The sequence below is a fragment of the Phormidesmis sp. 146-12 genome, from assembly GCF_052939495.1.
This window is the reverse complement of the sequence record NZ_JBJPHS010000004.1, coordinates 54,866-75,057: the sequence shown is the minus strand read 5'-3', so window position 1 is coordinate 75,057 and position 20,192 is coordinate 54,866. Positions and strand designations below refer to the sequence as shown.

Sequence of the window (20,192 nt, the reverse complement as noted above, 5' to 3'; positions counted from 1 at the left end):
CTCACACCACGAATGTTCAATTTACTTAAACTTTCAACGCCTGTAAAAGTGATTTTGGCTGGCTGTGTGGCGATCGCGACGATTTTGATTGCCCATCCTTCTCGCGCTCTACAAGCTCAGATCACACCTGCTAACCCTCAATTGGGCGATACGCTCACGGTTTTGGTACAGTCTCAAGGCGCTGCGCCGACGGTGACGCTGGGGAACAAATCCTATCCCACCTTTGCGGTCGGAAGTCAGAAATTTCGCGCCCTCTTACCGACGACTCCCCTTGATCGTCCCGGTCGCCTCTCTCTTAAGGTCACTGATGGCAGTGAAACTCAAAATTTGACGGTCAACTTAAAGAAGCGATCGTTTCCCACGCAGCGCATCTGGCTTCCACCGGGCAAAGGTGACGACGGCACCGATTTTGAGTTCGATCGCGTAGATGAATTCAAAAAAATTGTCAGTCCTCAAAAGTTTTGGTCAGGTAAGTTTCTGCGGCCCAACAATGGTGAAACGACCACAGGGTATGGAGTACGTCGCTACTACAATGGCGTGTTTGCTCAGGACTACTATCACCGGGGGGTGGATTATGCGGGCAATTCTGGATCTGCCATTATCGCGCCTGCGGATGGTCGAGTGGCGCTAGTGGGACGAGAAGCAAACGGCTTCAAAATTCACGGCAACTGTGTTGGAATTGACCACGGTCAGGGCGTTTCTACCATTTATCTCCATCTGAGCCGCATCAACGTCAAAGAAGGCGATTTCGTCAAAGCTGGACAGACGATCGGCGCCCTAGGGGGGACGGGTGCCGCGACCGGCCCGCATCTACACTGGGGATTCTACGTTCAAGGATTGTCAGTTGATCCGACTCCGTGGCGAACTCAAAGCTTTAACTAACCGCAGATCACCAGGCTTGTGATTCTGAATAATTAACGGTACAGATCCCTGATTTTGAAGTTGGGGATCTGTTGTGACCGCGCTCATTTATGCCTAAAGAAAATCACTTCCTCTCACCTGAGAAAGATTAGATCCCGCTCACTTTTTCAGTAAAATTTCTGAGTAATTGATTAGACACAGAGGCAATTATGAAAAACCCACAAGATCTTATTAAAGACGCTAAAGACGCACTTCCCAATGTCACGCCTACGCCCCCAGATTTGAAGAAAGAGTCTTCAGTTCATGATCTCAAGTCGCGCTTAGAGTGGGGCGAACCTGCGCTGACGATTTTGGATGTCAGATCCCGTGAAGCGTTTAACGACAGTAAAATCATGGGCGCGATGAATTTCCCCCTGAGTGAGTTGGTGGACATGGCGCAAAAGAATCTGGAGTCAAAGCGCGATATCTACGTTTACGGAAACAGCGCTGAAGAAACTTCTCAGGCTGCCCAAATGCTCCGTGAAGCTGGATTTAAGAGCGTTGCAGAAATCAAAGGTGGACTGGCTCAGTGGCGAGCGATCGGCGGGCCTACCGAAGGCAATGTTGATGCACGCGAAGAACCCGGCGAACATGCGTACAATGTGGTTTCTCAGGTAAAGCATCACGCAGATACGCAAAAAATCAACTTTAAGTAAGTTCAAACAACAGGTTCAGAGCGTTTAATTGGATTGTTCTTCTATAGGTTTAGTTATCAGGTAATGGGTCAGGTTTGGCTCGTTACCTTTTTTGCACAAGTTTTTTGAGTCGTTTTCTTAAACCTCTTTTTTAACCAACCTCTTTTTTAACGATGTGTGGCAGATTTACTCAAAGCTTGACAGGTGAAGCGATCGCCTCCGCCTTTGATCTCGATGACATCCCTGACTGGACACCCCGCTACAACATTGCACCGACGCAAACCGTTCCGGCAATCTTGAGCGAATCGGGCGATCGTACCTTCAAAGCCTTACGCTGGGGGCTGATCCCCACTTGGGCAAAAGATCCGGCAATCGGCGCGAGACTGATCAATGCGCGATCGGAAACCGTCACCGAAAAACCCAGCTTTCGATCAGCCTTCAAAAAACGACGCTGTTTAATCACGGCGGACGGATTTTATGAATGGCAGAAAACCCAGGGCAAGAAGCAGCCCTTTTACTTTCGGCTAGAAAACGGTCAGACGTTTGGATTTGCTGGCTTGTGGGAGCAGTGGTCGTCCCCAGAGGGCGATCTATGGCAGACCTGCACCATTCTGACAACCGATGCCAACTTACTTCTGAGTCAGGTACATGATCGGATGCCTGTGATGCTGCACCCCGAAGATTACGATCGCTGGCTCGATCCCCAAAATCAGGACACAGACGCTTTACAAGCCCTGCTTCGCCCTTATGAATCGGAAGCGATGCAATCTTATGCGGTCAGTCCCCTAGTCAATCGCCCCACTCACGATCAGCCAGACTGTATCGAAGCGATCGCGGCAAACAGTCACTAGATATGACGGTTGAACCCCCTGACAGGTGAACAAGCGCCACCGCAAGCTCAAAGATCTCAGGAATCTTGAGTTTGCGAAGACGGAATTTATTCGGATAGCTGCGACCTTTAGTTACCTAGTCACCAGGATTGTTTCGATCAGTCTAAAAGGCGCGATCGGGTGAATCTACGCTCATCTCATTGACTACGGGCGGCAAATTAGCAAAGCGGGGATCAGGCGGAAAGACTACTTCTTCGATCGCACCGGGCTGACCCAACTGTTTTGCCTGACTATCGTTGTAAGTGACCATCACGCCTCCTGCATTTCCTGCGCGGATGACAACCTGCTTCTCAGCCATCCAGGTCTTTTGAGCGCCCTCTGACAAAACGCCTTCATACTCAGTTTTGCCATCGGCGACTACCCGCACCCAGGATTGAGAAGTTAGTGTTAACCCGACTCGAATGGGCTTTTGCGTTCCAGGCTTGGCGGCTACGTTGGCGACCGGAGTCGTTGGGTTTCGCATTGGACTGACCGGCCCAATCGCCGTTCCTGGTGCGGACTGCAATCGCTGTACTTCTGGTAGCTGCGCCTGAGTTGACGAACGATTAAGAAAATAAGAAAGACCGTTGACCGCAGAGACGATCAAAAACATATAAAGCAAATATAAATGTATTGGGCGCAACTGGGCCCCCGGCAAACTGCGCCACGAAGGACGAATTTCGGGCAGACCAAACCGAGTCGGAAAGGCACTCGCAAACTCTACGCCATCCAGTCCGATCGCGTCGGCATACTGTCTCAAAAAACTTTGGATGTAGACAGGCTCAGGCAAAATGTTGAGATTGCCTTCCTCGATCGCCCTCAAAAGTCTGGGCTGGATGCGAGTAATCCGAGCGACTGCTTCGAGAGAAATTTCTTGCTGCTGACGTAACTGAGCCAAGCGCATTCCCAACTCTGCCAGCCGTTCTGCTTGCTCTCGGTTTGCCTGGAGGACTTGCTTATTCATACGCTCTGCTCCTTGATCTCTGCTGGCAACCTAATCGATGTTAGGTCAAATTGGTCTTTCAACAAACGGACTTCAAAACTTTTTAGAGGGCGATATTGGCCACTCAGTACAGGGGGACGATCAACTTGGATAGTGGCGATCGCGGTTCTGTGAAGCTGTAGCACTGGATGCCCTAATTGTTCTGCAACTTTGCGAATCTGGCGATTTCTCCCTTCAATGAGAATCACCTCTAACAAAGTCTGGACATCTGAACGCTGAAGAAATTTTACCTGAGCGGGTAACGTCTTTCGACCTTCTAACATAACTCCCTGCTGCCACTGTCGCAAGACTGCTGACGAAGGTGAGCCTGCTACCAAGACTTGATATGTCTTAGGAATGATGTGACGGGGGTGGGTGAGATAGTAAGTTAATTCACCATCGTTAGTCAAGAGGATCGCTCCGGTTGATTCTACATCTAATCGCCCTACAGGATGAAGCCCCTGACCCTTCTGCAAGGAGTTGGGTAGTAGGTCAATCACAGTGGTTCGTCCCTGGGGATCAGCGCAGGTCGAGACCACTCCGGCTGGTTTGTTAAGCAAAAAATAAAGGGATCTAGGGCGCGAAATGTCGCCTGCTGGTGTGGAGGTCGATTGAACCAGCTTGCCGTCTACTTCAACGCGATCGACTCCTAAGCTGGCTTTGTCACCCAGATGAGCGACTTGCCCGTTGAGCAAGACTCGACCTTCCAGGATTAGTTGCTCGGCTTGACGACGGGAGGCGATGCCCCACTGGGACAGAATTTTTTGCACTCTCTCAGACATAAATCAGAGGCTACACACATCCTTAAAATTGCGGAATCAAAAACCGTAGTGTCAAAGCAGCTATGTAGAACCACTATTATGTACAAATATTACATGAGATGGTGATTGGCACAATCCCTCAATCAGCGGCACAATGTTTCCCAAAGTCCAGCATAGGGGCTGACTATTCAAACTGCTCTGACCAAGGTAGCAAGATTTGTAACCACGCGCCTCCGGTACCGGGATCATTTTTGGCACTAATCTTTCCATGATGAGCTTCGACGATTTGCCGCACGATCGCCAGTCCCAACCCGCTGCCGCTACTTAATTGGACAGGCTGTAAGGCGATGTCAGCGTTAGGTTGCCATTCAGTGTCACTGCGCGATCGAGAAGGGTCGGCTCGATAAAAGCGATCGAACACAAAGGGTAGAGAATTGTCTGGAAAGCCCTGTCCTGCGTCGATAATGTCGATTTGAATTTCGTGGGTCGCTTGTTTAGAGGGTTGAGTTAGGGGATGCAGACCAAGACGAACCGCGATCGAATGCTGAGGCTGGCTATATTTGAGGGCGTTGTCGAATAGGTTGAGAAAAACTCGATGTAAGCGAGACTCATCGCCTCGAATCAGCAAGTGATCCAACCCTTGATAGTCCAGCTCGACTGACTTTTCGGTAGACAACGGCTCTAGACTGTGCCACGCTGCCTGAATCAGATTTACCAGGTCGATCGTCTTCAAATTTAAGCGCTGAGTCGGACTGATTTCTAACTGGCCGAGATCGAGCAATTCTTGTACCAAGGTACTCAGACGCACCGCTTCTTTGAGCAGGCGATCGACCCAGTTGCGGGTAGGTGGTTCCAGACGAGATTGAAGGGTTTCGGCAACCAGACGAATAGAGGTGAGTGGGGTTTTTAGCTCGTGAGCCACATCGGAGGCCCAGCGATCGCGCTGTTGAGTCAAGGTGAAGGCTTCTTGACGGTCTTCTAGATATACGCCCACGTCTCCTTCTGCCAGGGGAAACGCTACCCCCCGTAAGGGGATCGCCTGCTGCTCAGACATATTGACCGCATCGACAGAAGCTGCGTAAAACGTCCAATCTCGCTGACAAAGCTTTTGGCTGTCTCGTGCCTGCTCGATCAGAGAATCTAGCTCATACGATCGCACCAGCTCCAACAACAATCGGGGCTGATTTGTATTATGGGACTGAATATGCAGCGTTTGACAGGCGTAGGGGTTGCACCAAATAAGCTGATTTTCTTCGTCAACCTGCAAATAGCCGATCGGGGCTAGATCGACAATTTGTTTCCAGGTTTCGAGGCGGCGTTCTAGCTGTCTGCTTGATCGCTGATGATGAGTTACCGCCAAGGTCAACTGAGATGTCAGTGATAGCCCAGCATCCACATTGTCTATACTCAGGTCTTGAGTTAACTGCTTGAGTTTTGAAGTGAGTCGATATCGAAACCAACTCAGTAGCAGCAGTCCGATCGCGAGTCCGAGCAGAAACCACAAAAATTCCACAGGTTAGCCACAGGGTCACGGGGGCAATTGACCAATTTGCACTGATCAACGCCTACTAGCTTAACCGAACCCAGGGAGTGGCATTTGAGAAACGCTATAGGATCGTGAATTAAACAACCTGTAATTCTCGCGGTTTCGCTTCGTTTGATTCGGCTTCTGCCCCCTAAATCCCCCAAATTTGGGGGACTTTGAACCGCGAAACTGCCTTAAATTCTAGAATGTCTGCTTTCTCAAAGTCCCCCAGAATGGGGGATTTAGGGGGCGAAGCAACCAGGCAATCATCGATCTTATTCAATTCACGATCCTATAGAAAGTCAACCAAAACGAGTAGACCAACTTGATAAAGCGATCGTCCTACCTGCTGTTAGCGTAAACTCGACGAAATACTTGGCCTCAAATACAGGTTTGGAAACGTTCCTTCGCCCTAAGTAAGAGCCTTCCAAAAATCTTGCCTAAAAGTCCCCCATTGGGGAGGTTGGGGGCAAAAGAACAGACCGACGAAGCGCGAAAAGTCTGTCAAACCGACGTATTTTTAACCCTTCTCACATTTTTAACCCTTCTCACACAGATCTAGCCAAACCGATAGCCAAATCCCCGAACCGTCACCAGATACTCAGGGTTGCTGGGGTCGATCTCCAGCTTTTCTCGGAGCCAGCGAATATGGACATCGACCGTTTTGCTGTCTCCGATAAAGTCAGGCCCCCAGATGCGTTCTAGCAATTGTTCTCTTGACCAGACCCGCTTGGTGTGGCTCATAAACAGTTCGAGCAGTTTGAACTCTTTGGGCGAGAAATTGACTTCTTCTCCGCGCACCGTGACGCGACATTCTTGAGGAAAAACAGTGATGTCTTGAAACTTAAGCGTAGGAGCCTGAGTCGAAGACTGAAATTGTTGATGCCGACGCAGCAAGGCTCGACAGCGAGCGACTAACTCTCTCATACCAAAGGGTTTGGTGAGATAATCATCGGCCCCGACTTCTAGCCCGACGACGCGATCGGTCTCCGTCCCTTTAGCGCTCAACATCAGAATGGGGATGCTGTTTCCTTCTCGGCGCACAAACCGACATAAGTCTAGACCGTTGACGTAGGGCAACATCAGATCCAAAATCATCAGATCAAACTTGGCGGACTCTTGAGCAGCAGAAGGAAACGATCGCGGGGGAGTATTCCCTTTGCCGATCGCCGTCTGAATCATCTCTAAAGCACTGCGACCGTCGGCGGCCGTTAGCACTTCGTAGCCTTCCTCGCTGAGGGTGAGGGCGATCGTGTCGCGAATCAAATCTTCATCTTCGACGACCAGAACCCGACCGATTTTCATGTTGGGCTGGACTTTCTTAACTTCGAGCGAAGGCGTGGATAGCATACATGTGCTGGAGGCGAGCTTTTCCATGATGATTCTACCATTGATTAAAATCGCAGTATGGTTTTATACATTTTCTACAGTTAATTATTTCTCATCTGTCTCCTTAACGTGAATCCGATGAAATCCTTCGCTGCGGTTATCATTCCGGGCAGCCCCGTAAATCCCTCAAGTTTGGGGGACTTTGAGCAAAAAATCCCGTCTGGAAGTCCCCAGTTTTGGGGGTTGGGGGGCGAAAGTGCTGAATCACGAAGCGAAACATCTCTGTCAAATTCACGTCTCTTTAAGAAAGCCCGCTCGATCGCCCAGACTCATTGCCCAAAAAGCGCCAGCCATAGCGGAATCATGACCAGTAGCACGATCGTACTTAAAGCAATGCTGCTGGCTGCCAAGTCGTGATCAAGGTTATATTCTTCCGCCAAAATCAAGCTTGCAAAGGCGCTGGGCATTCCGGCCATCAAGACGAGCGACAGGCGGGGATCACCAGACAACCCCAATAGCGTCGTGCCAATGCCAACCAGACCGGGTAATAGCAGCACTTTGAGCAGCACCGGGAGCAATGCAGCTTTTAGACTTTGAAGACCTTGAAGCTGACTGAGCCGCATTCCCATCAACAGAAAGGACGCAGGAATCACGAACAGTAAAGAAGCATCGATCGTCTGCTCTGCCCATCCGACAAATGGAATTGACTGGGTAGAATAGCCGATCGCAAATGCCCAAAGTGAGGGCACTGTGACCAGATCTTTGAGCAGTCGCCAGCCGTGGTTGGGTTGCTCAGGTCGTCCGTAGTGGCTGGCAATTAATACCCCAACGCCGTAAGTGCCAATTAGATTTTGGGTAACGCTAAAAAAAACCGCCCAACTCATATCGCCCGTCGTCAACAGGGCAGGAATGATCCCCAGACCGACAAAGCCCGTATTGCCGATCGTACTGGCGATGATCAGGGTACCTTGATGGGGGCGATCAAGCGGTGGAACCCAGGATTTGAGTAAGAGGTGAGGAGTGAGGGGTGAGGAGTGAGGAGTGAGGGGCGGGTTTTTTTCTTTGTCTTGAATGGCCCAATCTCTGGTCAGTGAGATCAAGATTTGGAGGGTGAGCCAGGCGAGGAGTAGCCCAGTACCCAGGGTGGCGATCGTGATGGCGGGAGCTAACTCTATTTGATGAGAAAAATCGGTCTGTCTCGCCAGGGCAAAAATCTGCCAGGGAACGCCTACCCAATAGAGGCTGCGACCCAAGAAACGCGGAAAATTTTCTGGTAGAAAGCGAAAAGAGAGAATGCCCAACCCTGTCCAGACGAGCAAGGGGGTGTAAGCGTGAAACAGGGTCTCGATCATGCCAAAGCGACTCAGGGCAATGTCCCTAGAAATGCTGTCTTTCTCCTCAATTCTAGGTTTGATTGACGACTTATGTTAACAAAAATTTACAACGGTGCTCAAGCCATGAGCGACACATGAGCCGCGACGACTCGCCAACCATCGGGCGTGCGTACCCAGGTCTGGCTTTGTCTGCCGATCAGACCCGATCCTTTGCGCTGAAATTCGGTGTTGGTGGTGGCGAAGTGGTGGCTGTAGGTGGTGATGACGGTGTTTTTGAGAATGCGATCGAGACTCGAAATATCCCGTGCGTTGCGAAAAGCTGTAATCGATTCGTATCCATACAAGTTTTCGGTGACTCCAAAGCGAATGGTGTGGGGACTGTCCCAAAACAATTCGTTGAGGACGGTGAGATCGTTGTTGACGAGGGCCGTTTCGTAGCGCTCAAAGGCGTTTTTGATTTCGGTCAAGGCGTTTGGGTGGTTGATTTCCATTTTGGAGTTCCTTTCCTGATCAATAGAGGATCGCTCTACAGTGATTCATTCAAAACGATTTTGTCTGTCACTTTTGCTGCTTCATCAAGGTCGTAAACGATCGGGACACCTGTCATAAGTTCTAAATTGGCGATCGTTTGACTGTTGAGGTTGTCCAAAATCATGATGATCGATCGTAGAGAATTGCCGTGAGCCGCGACCAAAACGTTTTCGCCTGCCTGCAAGTGAGGCAAAATGCGACTTTGAAAATAGGGAATGGTGCGATTCAGGGTGTCTTGCAGACTTTCGCCCTGGGGAGGACGAGTGGAAAACGATCGCCGCCATTGTTGCACCCTGTCTGCCCCATATTGTTCGGCGGTTTGGGCTTTGTTGAGTCCTTGAAGCTGACCGTAGTAGCGTTCATCAAGGGCGGGGCTGAGAAAAATCGGCAGTTCTTCGTCGGAGTTGCCTTCGTACTGATCCCAGCCGCGCCAGTCGGGGTCGTTGGCAGCGTGTTGAATGATTGGAGAGTGACCCGCGCAGACTTCAGGATATTCGGTCAGGCAGATGACGGCGGTTTCGATCGCTCTAATCAACAAACTGGTGTAGCAGACATCGATTTGATAATTTCTCAATCGATAAGCGGCTTTGGCGGCTTCGAGTCGCCCCAATTTGCTCAAAGGCACATCGACCCAGCCTGTAAATTTGTTGGCGGCGTTCCAGATACTTTGCCCATGCCGAATCAGGATAAGTTTTGCCATGTTTTTTATGAATTCTACCCGATCGCTCCTTGAGACTATACTTCTGTGTGGATTTCGCTCGGTCTCAGATTCGATAGTTTTTAAACAACTAATCGTCTGATTTTCCGAGTAGGTAACGAATTATGCAGCTTAAGGTTGAGCAAGCTTCTGTTGAGGAGGCGATCGAGTCTGTCATTCCAACTGATCCCGTTGAGTCTGCTGAGGCGGTGGGACTGCGATATGTGACGGATGATGTTCCAGGAATCCAGCGCAAACCTTCTGGCAAAAAGGGTTTTATTTATCTGGATGTAGACGGCAAGCAGATCCGCGATCGCGATGAAATTAGTCGCATTGAGTCTTTAGCAATCCCACCTGCTTACAAAAAAGTGTGGATTTGTCCTTATCAAAACGGTCATCTGCAAGCGACGGGGCGCGATGCCAAGGGACGCAAACAATATCGATATCATCCACTGTGGCGATCGATTCGTGATCAAACAAAATTTACGCGCATGATTGCGTTTAGTCAAGCGTTACCTGACCTTCGCAAGCGGTTGGATCACGATTTGTCGCTGCCAGGATTGCCCAAACAAAAAGTGTTAGCGGCCATTCTCAAATTGATGGAGCTAACTAGAATTCGAGTGGGAAATGAGGAATACGCTAAAGCAAACAATTCCTATGGTTTGACGACGCTTCAAGATGATCATGTAAATGTTTCAGGGACAAAAATCGAGTTTAGTTTTCGCGGAAAAAGTGGCGTTGATCATGAGATTGAAGTGAGCGATCGTCGTCTCGCCAAAATTGTCAAACGCTGTCAAGAAATCCCCGGTCAAGAGTTGTTTCAATATCTAGACGAAAACAAACAGCCGCAGGATATTACTTCGACCGACGTGAATGATTATCTCAGAGAAGTCACAGGTCAAGACTTTACTGCAAAAGACTTTCGCACCTGGGCTGGCACTGTTCTTGCGGCCTCTCACCTGGTAGAAATTGGTCGGTTTACGTCCCAAACGGGGGCTAAAAAAAACATTACGCAAGCCCTAAAAACAGTCTCCGCTCACCTGGGAAATCGCCCTGCAACCTGCCGCAAATATTATGTACATCCAGCAGTCTTTGAGGCGTATTTAGACGAAACGCTGCATGATGTAATGGGAGAATATGGAGCGATCGTGATTGCCGATTCTCACGCTTTGAAGTGTGAAGAACTAGCCGTCGTTGCGCTGTTAGAAAAAGTTAATTCTGTATGAGGTCAGCCTCCTAAATCTCCCACGGGTCAGGAACTTTAAGCGTGTACTAGCGCTCTTCTGATTGTTCGTTCACTTGTTGCTGGATCTCGGTCAACAGGCGGTTAAATCGATCGCGTCTTCCCCTCAATCGATCGCGCTGCTGCTGCAATACCTGAATGTCATCCTCAATATCAGCTAGTTGATCTTCCACTTCTGCAACTAATTCACTCAATACTCTCTCACTAATTTTTGCTCCAGGCTTGAGGCTGATTTCTTGTCGTGCAATCTGCTCGATTAGCTCTGACATGCTGAGATTGCGCTGACTTGCCATGACCGAGAGGTTTGCTTTTGCGGTCGGTGTCACGGTCAGATTTAGCTTGTCTCTGTTTTCGCCTCTGGCTCCCGAACTCGCTCTCGGACTCACAAAAACTTCTAGCTCATAGGTGCGTATATCGTCCCAATTATCTTCTACGAAGCGCACATCTCAAATGCGCCTGATACGCTTATAATTTTTTGCATATAAGGCGTATAAAGGATATTTTATGAGCTACCGACCTTGGGCGATCGTGGCCATCTTTCCAGGACACAGACCTCGTGAAATTGTTCGTACGGTGACTCGATCGGATGCCGAAGCGTTTGCTAGATTTCTAAACCGCAGCGTCAAGCAAGGAAATTTTTACGTCGTGTTCGATCCACCCTGTGCCCCAACCGAGGAGTGAACCTTTTGGAGGAAACGAGCGCTCAATAAAAAACCCCCAGCGCGAACGCCAGAGGCAATATCAGGGTGCATCTACCATTCCCCTATACACAATTAGCCCTCCTCATCCGGAAAAGCATTCAAAGCATTCAATATTTTATTTTGAACCAGCGATCGGGCTTGAACTTTAATCCAACGTCCAACGTCTAAAATCCAGAGATCTCGTCTGCCATCTCAACAGTCAAAATTTTTTCTCAAAGCGCATAGTGCAGGCGATTTTACTGACTTGCATCACACACAAACGATGGAGTGCAGACTTACTATAGGAGATGGACGAAATTAGTCTCTACCGATGGGTAGGAACCTTTTGGGGTGTATTTCTAATCTCAATTTTTGTAGCTGATCCGCCAGAACTTCCGCAAAGGAATACCTCCAGTGCTACCCTTTGAATTCGTCGTGACTGGGAAGCCAGTTTCTCATCAAACAAAAGACAAAAAGCGCCTTCAAGACTGGAAGCAAACCGTTCGTAGAACCGCCGAAGCCTGTTGGCAAAACAAACCCCCGATCGGCAACTACGTTCGAGTGGTCATTACACATTACTACGATGCAGAGCCGGGTAACGAAAACTGGGTTCCCGACAGTGATAATATTGTAAAGCCTATGAGAGACGCTCTGAATGGGCTAATCTATGTAGATGACTACCAGATCACGGATTTCGTGAGTCGTCGGCGTAGTCTTAATGGATCTTTTCGGATAAAGGGCATCTCTCCTGTTCTTGCAGAGGGATTTTGTCTAGGAGTAGAATTTCTACATATAAGAGTAGAAGTTGCTCCCAATCCCGAAGAGTTAGATTAAGATTCTCCACTGAGTTCCTATGAATCACTCAAACAACCCAACCCCATTAGAGCATCGGCGACTTCTAACGCTGGCTAAAGAATACCGAGAGCAAGGATATGCTGTGATCGTTAACCCTTCCCCTGAAGACTTGCCGCCTGCTTTAGCAAAATGTCGATTTGACCTGATTGCTAAAACTTCCAGCAAGACGATCGTCGTCGAAGTTCGTAACCGAGACACTCTGACCCTCAACGGTGCCGAAGATTTGCGCCGCATGACCAAACTGGTCGAAGAAATCCCTAATTGGGAACTTGAGTTAGTTGTGACTAACCCTCGCAGACGAGCCAGTTGAGCGATCGCGTGATCCCAATATTTTTTCGTAGACAAGCGGACAGCAAGGGAGCAGAGGCCCCCTTTTTTATTGTCTACCTATTTCTGTTATTACCTAATCTTCGGTCTAATCTTCAGCAAAAATGTACTTGTACAACTCGCTCGGATCGGGTTCAGGACTGTTGATGCCAAACTCGACCGCTTCATCGACGATCGCCTGAATCTTCTTCTCGATCGCCTTTAATTCAGACTGATCCGCCAAATTTTGCTCTAACAGATAGCCCGCCAGCTTTTTGATCGGATCACGGGCCAGCCAACGCTCTTTTTCATCCTTCGATCGCAACTCATCGGGATCAGCCAGCGAGTGTCCTCTAAAACGGTAGGTCAAGCATTCGATCAGCGTCGGCCCTTCTCCCGCACGGGCACGAGCCACCGCCTCTTGAGCGATCGCTCTCACCGCTAACACGTCCATTCCATCCACCTCGTAACCGGGCATCCCAAAGGCGGCGGCTTTTTTGTAGATTTCAGGCTGAGAAGTGGCTCGATCGTGGGCCATCCCGATCGCCCATTTGTTGTTTTCTACGACAAACAAAATCGGCAACTTCCAGAGCGCCGCCATGTTCAAACATTCAAAAAACTGACCGTTGTTGGTCGTCCCGTCCCCAAAGAAGGCCGCCGTCACCTGATCTGCGCTCTCATCGCCCATAACTTCTCGACGATACTTAGACTGAAAGGCCGCCCCCGTCGCCACAGGAATCCCTTCACCAATAAACGCAAAGCCCCCCAACAGCCGATGCTTCTCCGAAAACAAGTGCATTGAGCCGCCGCGACCTTTACTACAGCCCGTCGCCTTGCCAAATAGCTCCGCCATCACCTCTTTAGCCGGAACCCCCGCACACAGCGCATGAACGTGATCGCGATAGGTACTGCACACATAATCTTCGCCCGGCCGCATCGCCTGAATCACACCCGTCGAAACGGCCTCTTGACCGTTGTACAAGTGAACAAACCCAAACATTTTGCCGCGATAATACATCTCAGCGCACTTATCTTCAAAAAAGCGCCCCAGGATCATATCCTCATAAAGTACCAGCCCTTCTTCTTTTGTGATCTGGGCAGAAGCAGATTGAATTTTCGGTAAAGCTCTTTCTTGTACCATTTGCTTGTAGTAACCTCGCTGCAATACCCAAAAAGAGGGGACGTTGAACTTTAGACGTTGGACTTTAAATGCGGGACGTTAGACGCTGGGTTTTGGACACTGGACAAGGCAGGGTTTCATCCAGAGCGTTAAGCGCTAACCCGATCGCACCCTCAATTTAATCTAAAATACCGCCCTGTTGGATCAAAGATCAAACAACTGAACTAGAGAATTCTCTGCTGTCTGATGGCAAAACTTGAAAACTTAACCTTCTATTAAGTGAATAGTGCTTCCACAACAATCCAGAAACCTCTATTGTGAGAAATTGTGAGAAATCAAGCGATCGCCCAAACTAGAGTTTTCTAAAGGTAAACAGCCGACTTTGTATCTACGGGTTATCATGACAGTCATTCGATTGCGGTTATAATTTTTGCTCTTGTCGCTCACTGCTGGGGAAGTCAACCGTGCGTATTCCGCTCGATTATTATCGAATTCTGGGTCTGCCCATCCAGGCGACTGCCGAACAACTCAAGCAGGCACATCGCGATCGTACGCTGCAACTCCCGCGCCGTGAGTACTCGGAGGGAGCGATCGCCACTCGTCGGCAGTTGATTGACGAAGCATACGCCGTGTTGTCGAGTCCAGAAAAACGCCGGGACTATGACGAAGGTTTTTTGGCCAAAACTTATGAGCCAGACTTGGAGGCGAGCAGTTCATCTGGTGTATCACAAAGCACCAATCGACCCGAAGCGGCTGATCCGTCCCCTAGTATTGAGATTCAAGATAGACAACTAATCGGGGCACTGCTGATTTTGCAAGAACTGGGCGAATATGAACTTGTTCTCAGACTCGGCCGACCTTATCTCACCAGTGGCAGCGCCAATCTCAGAGACGGCAAACTGGGCGATCCCAAGATTGTTCTATCAGACATTGTGCTGACCGTTGCCCTGGCCTGCTTAGAACTGGGTCGAGAACAGTGGCAGCAAGGACAGTATGAAAACGCCGCCGAAGCCCTCGAAACGGGGCAAGAACTGTTGCTTAGAGAAGGTCTGTTTGCCAGCGTTCGAGGCGAAATTCAGGCTGACCTGTTTAAGCTGCGTCCCTACCGAATTTTGGAACTGTTGGCCCTCCCGGATGAACAGTCACCCGATCGCCACCGGGGGTTGCGGCTGCTTCAAGATATGCTGCGAGAGCGCGGCGGCATCGATGGCACGGGCAACGATCAATCGGGGTTAAGCATTGATGACTTTTTGCGATTTATTCAACAACTGCGCGGCTACCTGACCGCCGAAGAACAGCAAACGCTTTTTGAAGAAGAGGCGCGTCGTCCCTCGGCCGTTGCTACCTATCTGGCGGTTTATGCGCTGATGGCTCGTGGGTTTGCTCGACAACAGCCGGCCCTGATTCGACGGGCGAAGTTGATGCTGGTGCGGCTCGGCAGTCGGCAAGATGTGCATTTAGAGCAGGCTGTTTGTTCGCTTTTGTTGGGTCAGACCGAAGAAGCCAGCCGTGCGTTAGAACTTAGCCAGGAATATGAGCCGCTCGCCTTCATCCGCGAAAATTCTCAAGGGGCCCCTGATCTCTTACCTGGCTTGTGTCTCTATGCAGAACGCTGGCTCCAGGATGAGGTGTTTCCCCATTTTCGTGACCTCGCTCAACAAAAAGCAGCGCTCAAAGATTACTTTGCCAATGACCAGGTTCAAGAATATTTAGAAGAACTGCCCGTCGAAGCTGAACCGATCGAGTGGGGCGCAAATCCCATCGGGCGATCGACCCCGATCCGGCAAAATGGCAGAGTGGATCAGTCCGTCCATTCCGTGAGTCGCGCCTCGACAGCGACGATCGCGACTGACGATCGCCTCACTGATGACGTTCTGGCGATGCCTGCTGCCCAGCGTCTCTCTCAACTTTCGCCTGAAGGCAGTTTGCAAACCGACTCCTCTCCCCCAGTGGGAACGCGCACTCGTCCCAGAGTTGATCGCCCCCGTGGAGAACTCAATAACGGCCACCGCATTCCAGACGCAGATGATTTGCCGCCGCGACGATCGGACGGGAGACCTGCTAAAACTCGTAGAAAGTCGAGGCTTTCCCTTCCCCTAGTTCTGTTGGGCATTCTTGCCGTGGGTGCTTTGGGGTTTTTGCTCATTCGAGGCTTGCGGGCCCTCACCGGACAGTCTGCTGGCAATGAGCTTTTGGTACAACTCGATCAGCCCGTAATTGCCATCCCTGAAGTCGTCCCCGATTCGCCACTGGCAGGTGATATGAATGAGGCGACGGCTCAACGAGTTTTAGAATTTTGGCTCAACACCAAAAAAGAGGCGATGAGTGAGTCTTATGCAACGACCAAACTCAATCAGATCTTGGTAGAACCCAAACTCGCAGAATGGCGCGCCTCTTCTGAAGAAGCCAAACGTGAAGGGCTGCACATTCAGTATGAACATACTATAAAAGTCGATTCTGTTGAGGCAAATCCGACTGATCCCAATCAGGCGATCGTCACCGCCACCGCGTCTGAAGTCAGAAAATACTATAGAGGTGGCAGCCTTTTTGATACCCAAACAGACACCAATCTCAAGGTTCGCTATTCTCTGATTCGTCAAGACAACCAGTGGCGCATCAAAGATTGGCAAGTACAGTGAGCCGCTTTTGGTGAATATCGCTAAAGGTTCTGACAAAAATTAGGCAAATTTGCCGAGATCAAGTTGTTTATCTCAGCCAAATTTGCCCGGTTGCTTTACTCGCTGCAATTTATGCGCTGACTGCCGCAGAACGATTTTTGGCCGCAACAGTCTGCTCTTCCATCACCTGGCTATAGAGGTCACCCAACTGAGACGCAACGCCATCCCAGCTAAACTTCTCTTCGACTCGCTTGCGACCCGCCTTGCCCAACTGATTGCGCCACTCAGGGTTAGAGAGAATGCGATCGATACCCTCTGCAAAGGCGGCATCATTTTTGGGAGGAGCCAAAAGCCCCGTCACTTCAGGAACCACCGTATACTGCAAGCCGCCCACATCGCTGGCAATCACAGGTGTATGGCTGGCCATGGCTTCGATCGCCACCAATCCAAACGGCTCATAGTGACTCGGCACCAGACAGACATCGGCCGCCGCATAATACAGGTGCAGATTCTCATTGCCCAGGCGACCCGGAAACTGAGTCGCGTTTTGCAGCCCCACGTCTGAGACGATGCCCTCAATCCGTTCGCGTTCAATCCCGTCGCTCTGACCAGGCCGACTGCCGCCCCCGATGATCAGTTTAATTTGGCTGCGTAGTTGAGATTGCGCTACCGCTCGGACTGCCGTTTCGATGCCTTTGCGTCGATCGAATCGCCCCACATACAGCACTACTTTCTCATCTTGAGGAATGCCTAGTTGCCGTCTCGCTTCGGACTGAGAAACGGAGCCATAGCGACGAATATCGGTGCCACAAGGAATCACATCAATGTTGCCGTGAGTCGAGACCAGCGATCGCATATGGTCACGTTCTTGAGGACTGGTGGCCACGATGCGATCGGCCGTTTCCAGGCAGAGTTTCTCAGTGGCTAGTCGAGTTTTGGCAATCATTGGTATCGTAGCGATCGATTGATATTTGACCGCACCGAGAGAATGGTAAGTGTGCAACAGCTTTAGAGATTGGTGCTTTCTCAACTCCATGCCCACCCAGCTAGACATCCAATAGTGAGTGTGAGCCGCCTTGTATTGAACGCCGTTCTCTGCCTGAAATCGCTGGAATGCTCGAACAAATTCTGGCATGTAGGGAAACAAATCATCTCTGGGAATAAACGTCTTTGGCCCCGCCGTCAAGCGAATGGTACGGCAGTGACGATTGTGCTGAACGATCGCAGGCTGGTCTGCATCCGATTGACGAGTAAACATATCAACCTGCCAACCTTGACGAGCTAGTGCTTCTCCGACTTGACGCACATAGACATTTTGCCCGCCAGCTTCTTCTTTACCAATCTCAATGGCCGGGTCGCCATGTTCCGAAATCAACGCAATGCGAGGCTGCTTTTGACCTAGAAAAAACATAGTTTTATTTCCCAAGATGCGGTGAATGAGGGCACATTAAAAATTGAAATCGATCAATGTTTCACAGCTTTATAAGTCATAGAATACAGGTGAAATTTCTTACCTTAATCAGTCATGGGTAAGAAAAGACGACCAAGAAATTGACCACCCTGGGATGAGAACGTGCCCTTTATTCTCATCGGTAGAACTGCTTTCAGGAAATTTTTGATGAGCAAAATAGCGCTACAACTCGCTAAAAAATGACTTGATCAAGTGCTTTCTTTTGCTGCGCTCCAGTTATATTTATCGCTGAAAAGCCGCGTTGGACTTGACTAAGCGCTACACTGCGAAGCTTTAGGAAAGACAACTATCAAATCGATGAAATTAACGATGAAATTAACAGCATTGGGGAACTTCTAATCGAAAAGGTCGCTCTAGTAAACAGTAAACAACTTACCTTTTCTCTTCTGCATCTGAGTCATTCAATCTGTCAACGATTCAATCAGGCTCAGGAACGTTAAATAGTCAAACGAGCTACGTTTTTGATTTTGCTTGGTTTAATTAAAATTTGATTTACCTAAATTTAGATCACCCCAAAGTATTATTCTACTTGCCTAACTTTAGAGGGTTGACAAAAGTACATACTTAAGCGGGTACGAAATTTTGAGTGACAATAAACCTGTTTGAAGCGATTGAGTTGTTGCCACTTTGTAGAGTTTTTGCCGTTTAATCTGGCTGCGATCGTCCCTTCCAGCTCTCTTTTTTCTCACTCATACGATCGCACAAAAAACAAGGGCAGATGATCACCTACCCTTCAGAACTATCTTGATGATAAAGCGTCCGATCTAATACAGACGACTGAGAACGTAGTCAGCTAGTTTGACCAGTGCCTGCCGAGGCTCCGAGACGGGAAGCTCAGACAGATGTTCTACAGCCATCCGCGCATGACTGGCGGCCAATTCGCGCGATCGCTCAATGCCTCGACTATCTTTTACTAGAGCCAGCGCCTGCTCTAAGTCATCTTCTTGAGCAAACTCGCGCTCGATTAAGGCCTCTAAATAAGGCTTTTCTTCTAATGCATAAAGAACCGGAGCCGTCAAATTGCCGCTTTTAAGATCAGACCCCGCAGGCTTACCCAGCCCTTCTGTCGAGCCAGTGAAATCTAAAATATCATCCACAATCTGAAAGGCGAGACCGAGATGTCGCCCATAGTGGTACATGCTTTGAGTCTGAGCGTCTGAAACTTCGCTAAGAACGGCGGCCGCCTTGGCGCTGTTGGCCATCAAAGAAGCCGTTTTGTAATAGCTCTTAGACAGATAGGCCTCGATCGAGACTGTAGAAAAGCAGTTTAACCCTTGCTGAATCTCGCCCTCTGCAAAGTCTTTGATCACTTCAGACAACAGCTTGACGACTTGCAGATTATCTAAATTTGCCAGATACCAGGAAGACTGAGCAAAGAGAAAGTCTCCAGCCAGCACAGCGACCCGACTACCAAAGCTGCTGTGAACCGTAGGAATGCCGCGCCGCATGTCTGATTCATCGACGACATCATCATGGACGAGGCTGGCAGTGTGGATCATTTCGGTGATTTCGGCCAGTCGTCGATGACGTTCGGTAATCCCCTGATCCGGCATTGTTGCCCGTGTAACCAGGAAGACGATCGCGGGTCTGACCCGTTTCCCCTTGGCTCCAAAGAGGTGTTCTGCGGCTGCGTACAAAATTGGATGACGCGCACCGATGAGATTTTTAAGGTTCTCCGTCAGCACACAGAGGTCTGCTTCAACCGGGGAGAATAGGGATGTTGCTGAGGTCATGGATAAGCCGACTAAGGGGCTACATGGTTAAGAAACTTTACAGGTTCTGAACTTATTCTAAGCTAAGGGTTTTCTACATGGAATAGAAACGCAGAAAAAGTTTGGGAATTGGGCGCAAATCATCGGTTATTGGGTAAGAGAACTAGAAATTTAGGCTAAAAGCTATCTGACTAATGACAGATTTATGAGAAGAACTGAGGGAGACTGCTTTTTCCTCATCACTTCTTAAGACTGAAGGATCAGCCGGATCGCTGAAGATTGTATAGATTTTTGAAGTTCGTTCCCAGAAAGTCCCTAAACCTCTAGAGTGCTGTGTTAGTCTAGTTTGTAGGCATTTCAAAAATTTCATAACGTTCGGTACGAATCGAGAATGTAGGCGATTTTGAGTTCTTGAGCCAGGTTTTCTAAGGTTTGGCTTTTGGGTAGAGAGAGGTCTGCATTTATGAGAGCTTTTTACTAATTTTCACCAATTTGAGAAAGCCTCTCTGTACTGAGTCAGGAAGTCTGCTCCATCGTTGCAGATTATTGAATCATATGTGAACACAGTGTAGAACGCGGGTTTGTGTCGATCGGCGCTGACGCATCTTATGTTCTCGACGTGGC

At 49.4% G+C, this 20,192-nt stretch carries 19 protein-coding genes; 8 read left to right on the top strand and 11 right to left on the bottom strand.

Translation table 11 applies throughout. The features are described 5' to 3' along the window. The first annotated feature begins 12 nt into the window (after positions 1-12). The 3 genes from ACKFKF_RS03215 to ACKFKF_RS03205 all read left to right on the top strand — a co-directional run bounded on the left by ACKFKF_RS03215 (position 13) and on the right by ACKFKF_RS03205 (position 2,386). Positions 13-882 carry a M23 family metallopeptidase gene (locus ACKFKF_RS03215; protein ID WP_446866354.1) on the top strand — a complete coding sequence of 290 codons (870 nt, stop codon included), beginning with the start codon at positions 13-15 and terminating at the stop codon, positions 880-882. Between the two features lie 188 nt (positions 883-1,070). Then, complete coding sequence (locus ACKFKF_RS03210) at positions 1,071-1,556, top strand: rhodanese-like domain-containing protein (protein ID WP_446866353.1); 486 nt, start codon at positions 1,071-1,073, stop codon at positions 1,554-1,556. Positions 1,557-1,708: 152 nt separating this feature from the next. After that, on the top strand, positions 1,709-2,386 hold the full coding sequence (locus ACKFKF_RS03205; protein ID WP_446866352.1) for an SOS response-associated peptidase: 678 nt from the start codon (positions 1,709-1,711) through the stop codon (positions 2,384-2,386). 142 nt (positions 2,387-2,528) lie between these two features. Here ACKFKF_RS03205 and ACKFKF_RS03200 read toward each other — a convergent pair whose 3' ends face one another. The 7 genes from ACKFKF_RS03200 to ACKFKF_RS03170 form a co-directional block, all read right to left on the bottom strand. After that, positions 2,529-3,368 carry a helix-turn-helix domain-containing protein gene (locus tag ACKFKF_RS03200; protein ID WP_446866351.1) on the bottom strand — a complete coding sequence of 280 codons (840 nt, stop codon included), beginning with the start codon at positions 3,366-3,368 and terminating at the stop codon, positions 2,529-2,531. After that, a complete protein-coding gene (locus ACKFKF_RS03195; protein WP_446866350.1) occupies positions 3,365-4,168 on the bottom strand; it encodes a pseudouridine synthase in 804 nt (267 codons plus the stop codon). Before ACKFKF_RS03195 ends, ACKFKF_RS03200 begins: the two co-directional genes overlap by 4 nt. A 163-nt stretch (positions 4,169-4,331) precedes the next feature. Next, entirely contained in the window at positions 4,332-5,660 is a 1,329-nt protein-coding gene (locus tag ACKFKF_RS03190; protein ID WP_446866349.1) for an ATP-binding protein, read from the bottom strand. A 570-nt stretch (positions 5,661-6,230) separates the two neighbouring features. Continuing rightward, entirely contained in the window at positions 6,231-7,022 is a 792-nt protein-coding gene (locus ACKFKF_RS03185) for a response regulator transcription factor (protein ID WP_446859451.1), read from the bottom strand. A 308-nt stretch (positions 7,023-7,330) separates the two neighbouring features. Continuing rightward, positions 7,331-8,353, bottom strand: coding sequence for an AEC family transporter (locus ACKFKF_RS03180; RefSeq protein ID WP_446866348.1), 1,023 nt, complete (start codon positions 8,351-8,353; stop codon positions 7,331-7,333). Between the two features lie 98 nt (positions 8,354-8,451). Next, positions 8,452-8,826 carry an oxalurate catabolism protein HpxZ gene (gene hpxZ / locus ACKFKF_RS03175; protein ID WP_446866347.1) on the bottom strand — a complete coding sequence of 125 codons (375 nt, stop codon included), beginning with the start codon at positions 8,824-8,826 and terminating at the stop codon, positions 8,452-8,454. 35 nt (positions 8,827-8,861) lie between these two features. Next, positions 8,862-9,566, bottom strand: coding sequence for a 2,3-bisphosphoglycerate-dependent phosphoglycerate mutase (locus ACKFKF_RS03170; protein WP_446866346.1), 705 nt, complete (start codon positions 9,564-9,566; stop codon positions 8,862-8,864). Positions 9,567-9,688: 122 nt separating this feature from the next. Here ACKFKF_RS03170 and ACKFKF_RS03165 point away from each other — a divergent pair, with 122 nt between their 5' ends. Next, positions 9,689-10,789, top strand: coding sequence for a DNA topoisomerase IB (locus ACKFKF_RS03165; RefSeq protein WP_446866345.1), 1,101 nt, complete (start codon positions 9,689-9,691; stop codon positions 10,787-10,789). A gap of 46 nt (positions 10,790-10,835) precedes the next feature. On the opposite strand, the gene ACKFKF_RS03160 is transcribed toward ACKFKF_RS03165, so the two are convergent. Next, the gene (locus ACKFKF_RS03160; RefSeq protein ID WP_446859414.1) at positions 10,836-11,249 is read right to left on the bottom strand and encodes a hypothetical protein; all 414 of its coding nucleotides are present in this window, start codon (positions 11,247-11,249) and stop codon (positions 10,836-10,838) included. 61 nt (positions 11,250-11,310) lie between these two features. On the opposite strand from ACKFKF_RS03160, the gene ACKFKF_RS03155 reads away from it, so the two are divergent. The 3 genes from ACKFKF_RS03155 (at position 11,311) to ACKFKF_RS03145 (ending at position 12,651) form a co-directional block, all read left to right on the top strand. Further along, entirely contained in the window at positions 11,311-11,487 is a 177-nt protein-coding gene (locus ACKFKF_RS03155) for a hypothetical protein (protein ID WP_446859415.1), read from the top strand. Positions 11,488-11,900: 413 nt separating this feature from the next. Continuing rightward, positions 11,901-12,320 carry a RusA family crossover junction endodeoxyribonuclease gene (locus ACKFKF_RS03150; protein WP_446859416.1) on the top strand — a complete coding sequence of 140 codons (420 nt, stop codon included), beginning with the start codon at positions 11,901-11,903 and terminating at the stop codon, positions 12,318-12,320. 19 nt (positions 12,321-12,339) lie between these two features. Next, positions 12,340-12,651 (top strand): hypothetical protein, encoded by a 312-nt coding sequence (locus tag ACKFKF_RS03145; protein ID WP_446866344.1) that lies wholly within the window; start codon positions 12,340-12,342, stop codon positions 12,649-12,651. Between the two features lie 105 nt (positions 12,652-12,756). Here ACKFKF_RS03145 and pdhA read toward each other — a convergent pair whose 3' ends face one another. Next, complete coding sequence (gene pdhA, locus ACKFKF_RS03140) at positions 12,757-13,788, bottom strand: pyruvate dehydrogenase (acetyl-transferring) E1 component subunit alpha (protein ID WP_446859418.1); 1,032 nt, start codon at positions 13,786-13,788, stop codon at positions 12,757-12,759. A gap of 443 nt (positions 13,789-14,231) precedes the next feature. On the opposite strand from pdhA, the gene ACKFKF_RS03135 reads away from it, so the two are divergent. Beyond that, on the top strand, positions 14,232-16,406 hold the full coding sequence (locus ACKFKF_RS03135; protein ID WP_446866342.1) for an IMS domain-containing protein: 2,175 nt from the start codon (positions 14,232-14,234) through the stop codon (positions 16,404-16,406). Positions 16,407-16,515: 109 nt separating this feature from the next. Here the strand turns inward: ACKFKF_RS03135 and ACKFKF_RS03130 are convergent, their stop codons facing one another. Both ACKFKF_RS03130 and sds read right to left on the bottom strand, forming a co-directional pair. After that, a complete protein-coding gene (locus ACKFKF_RS03130; protein WP_446866341.1) occupies positions 16,516-17,796 on the bottom strand; it encodes a glycosyltransferase family 4 protein in 1,281 nt (426 codons plus the stop codon). Positions 17,797-18,620: 824 nt separating this feature from the next. Beyond that, on the bottom strand, positions 18,621-19,589 hold the full coding sequence (gene sds / locus ACKFKF_RS03125; protein ID WP_446866340.1) for a solanesyl diphosphate synthase: 969 nt from the start codon (positions 19,587-19,589) through the stop codon (positions 18,621-18,623). Positions 19,590-20,192: the final 603 nt, after the last annotated feature.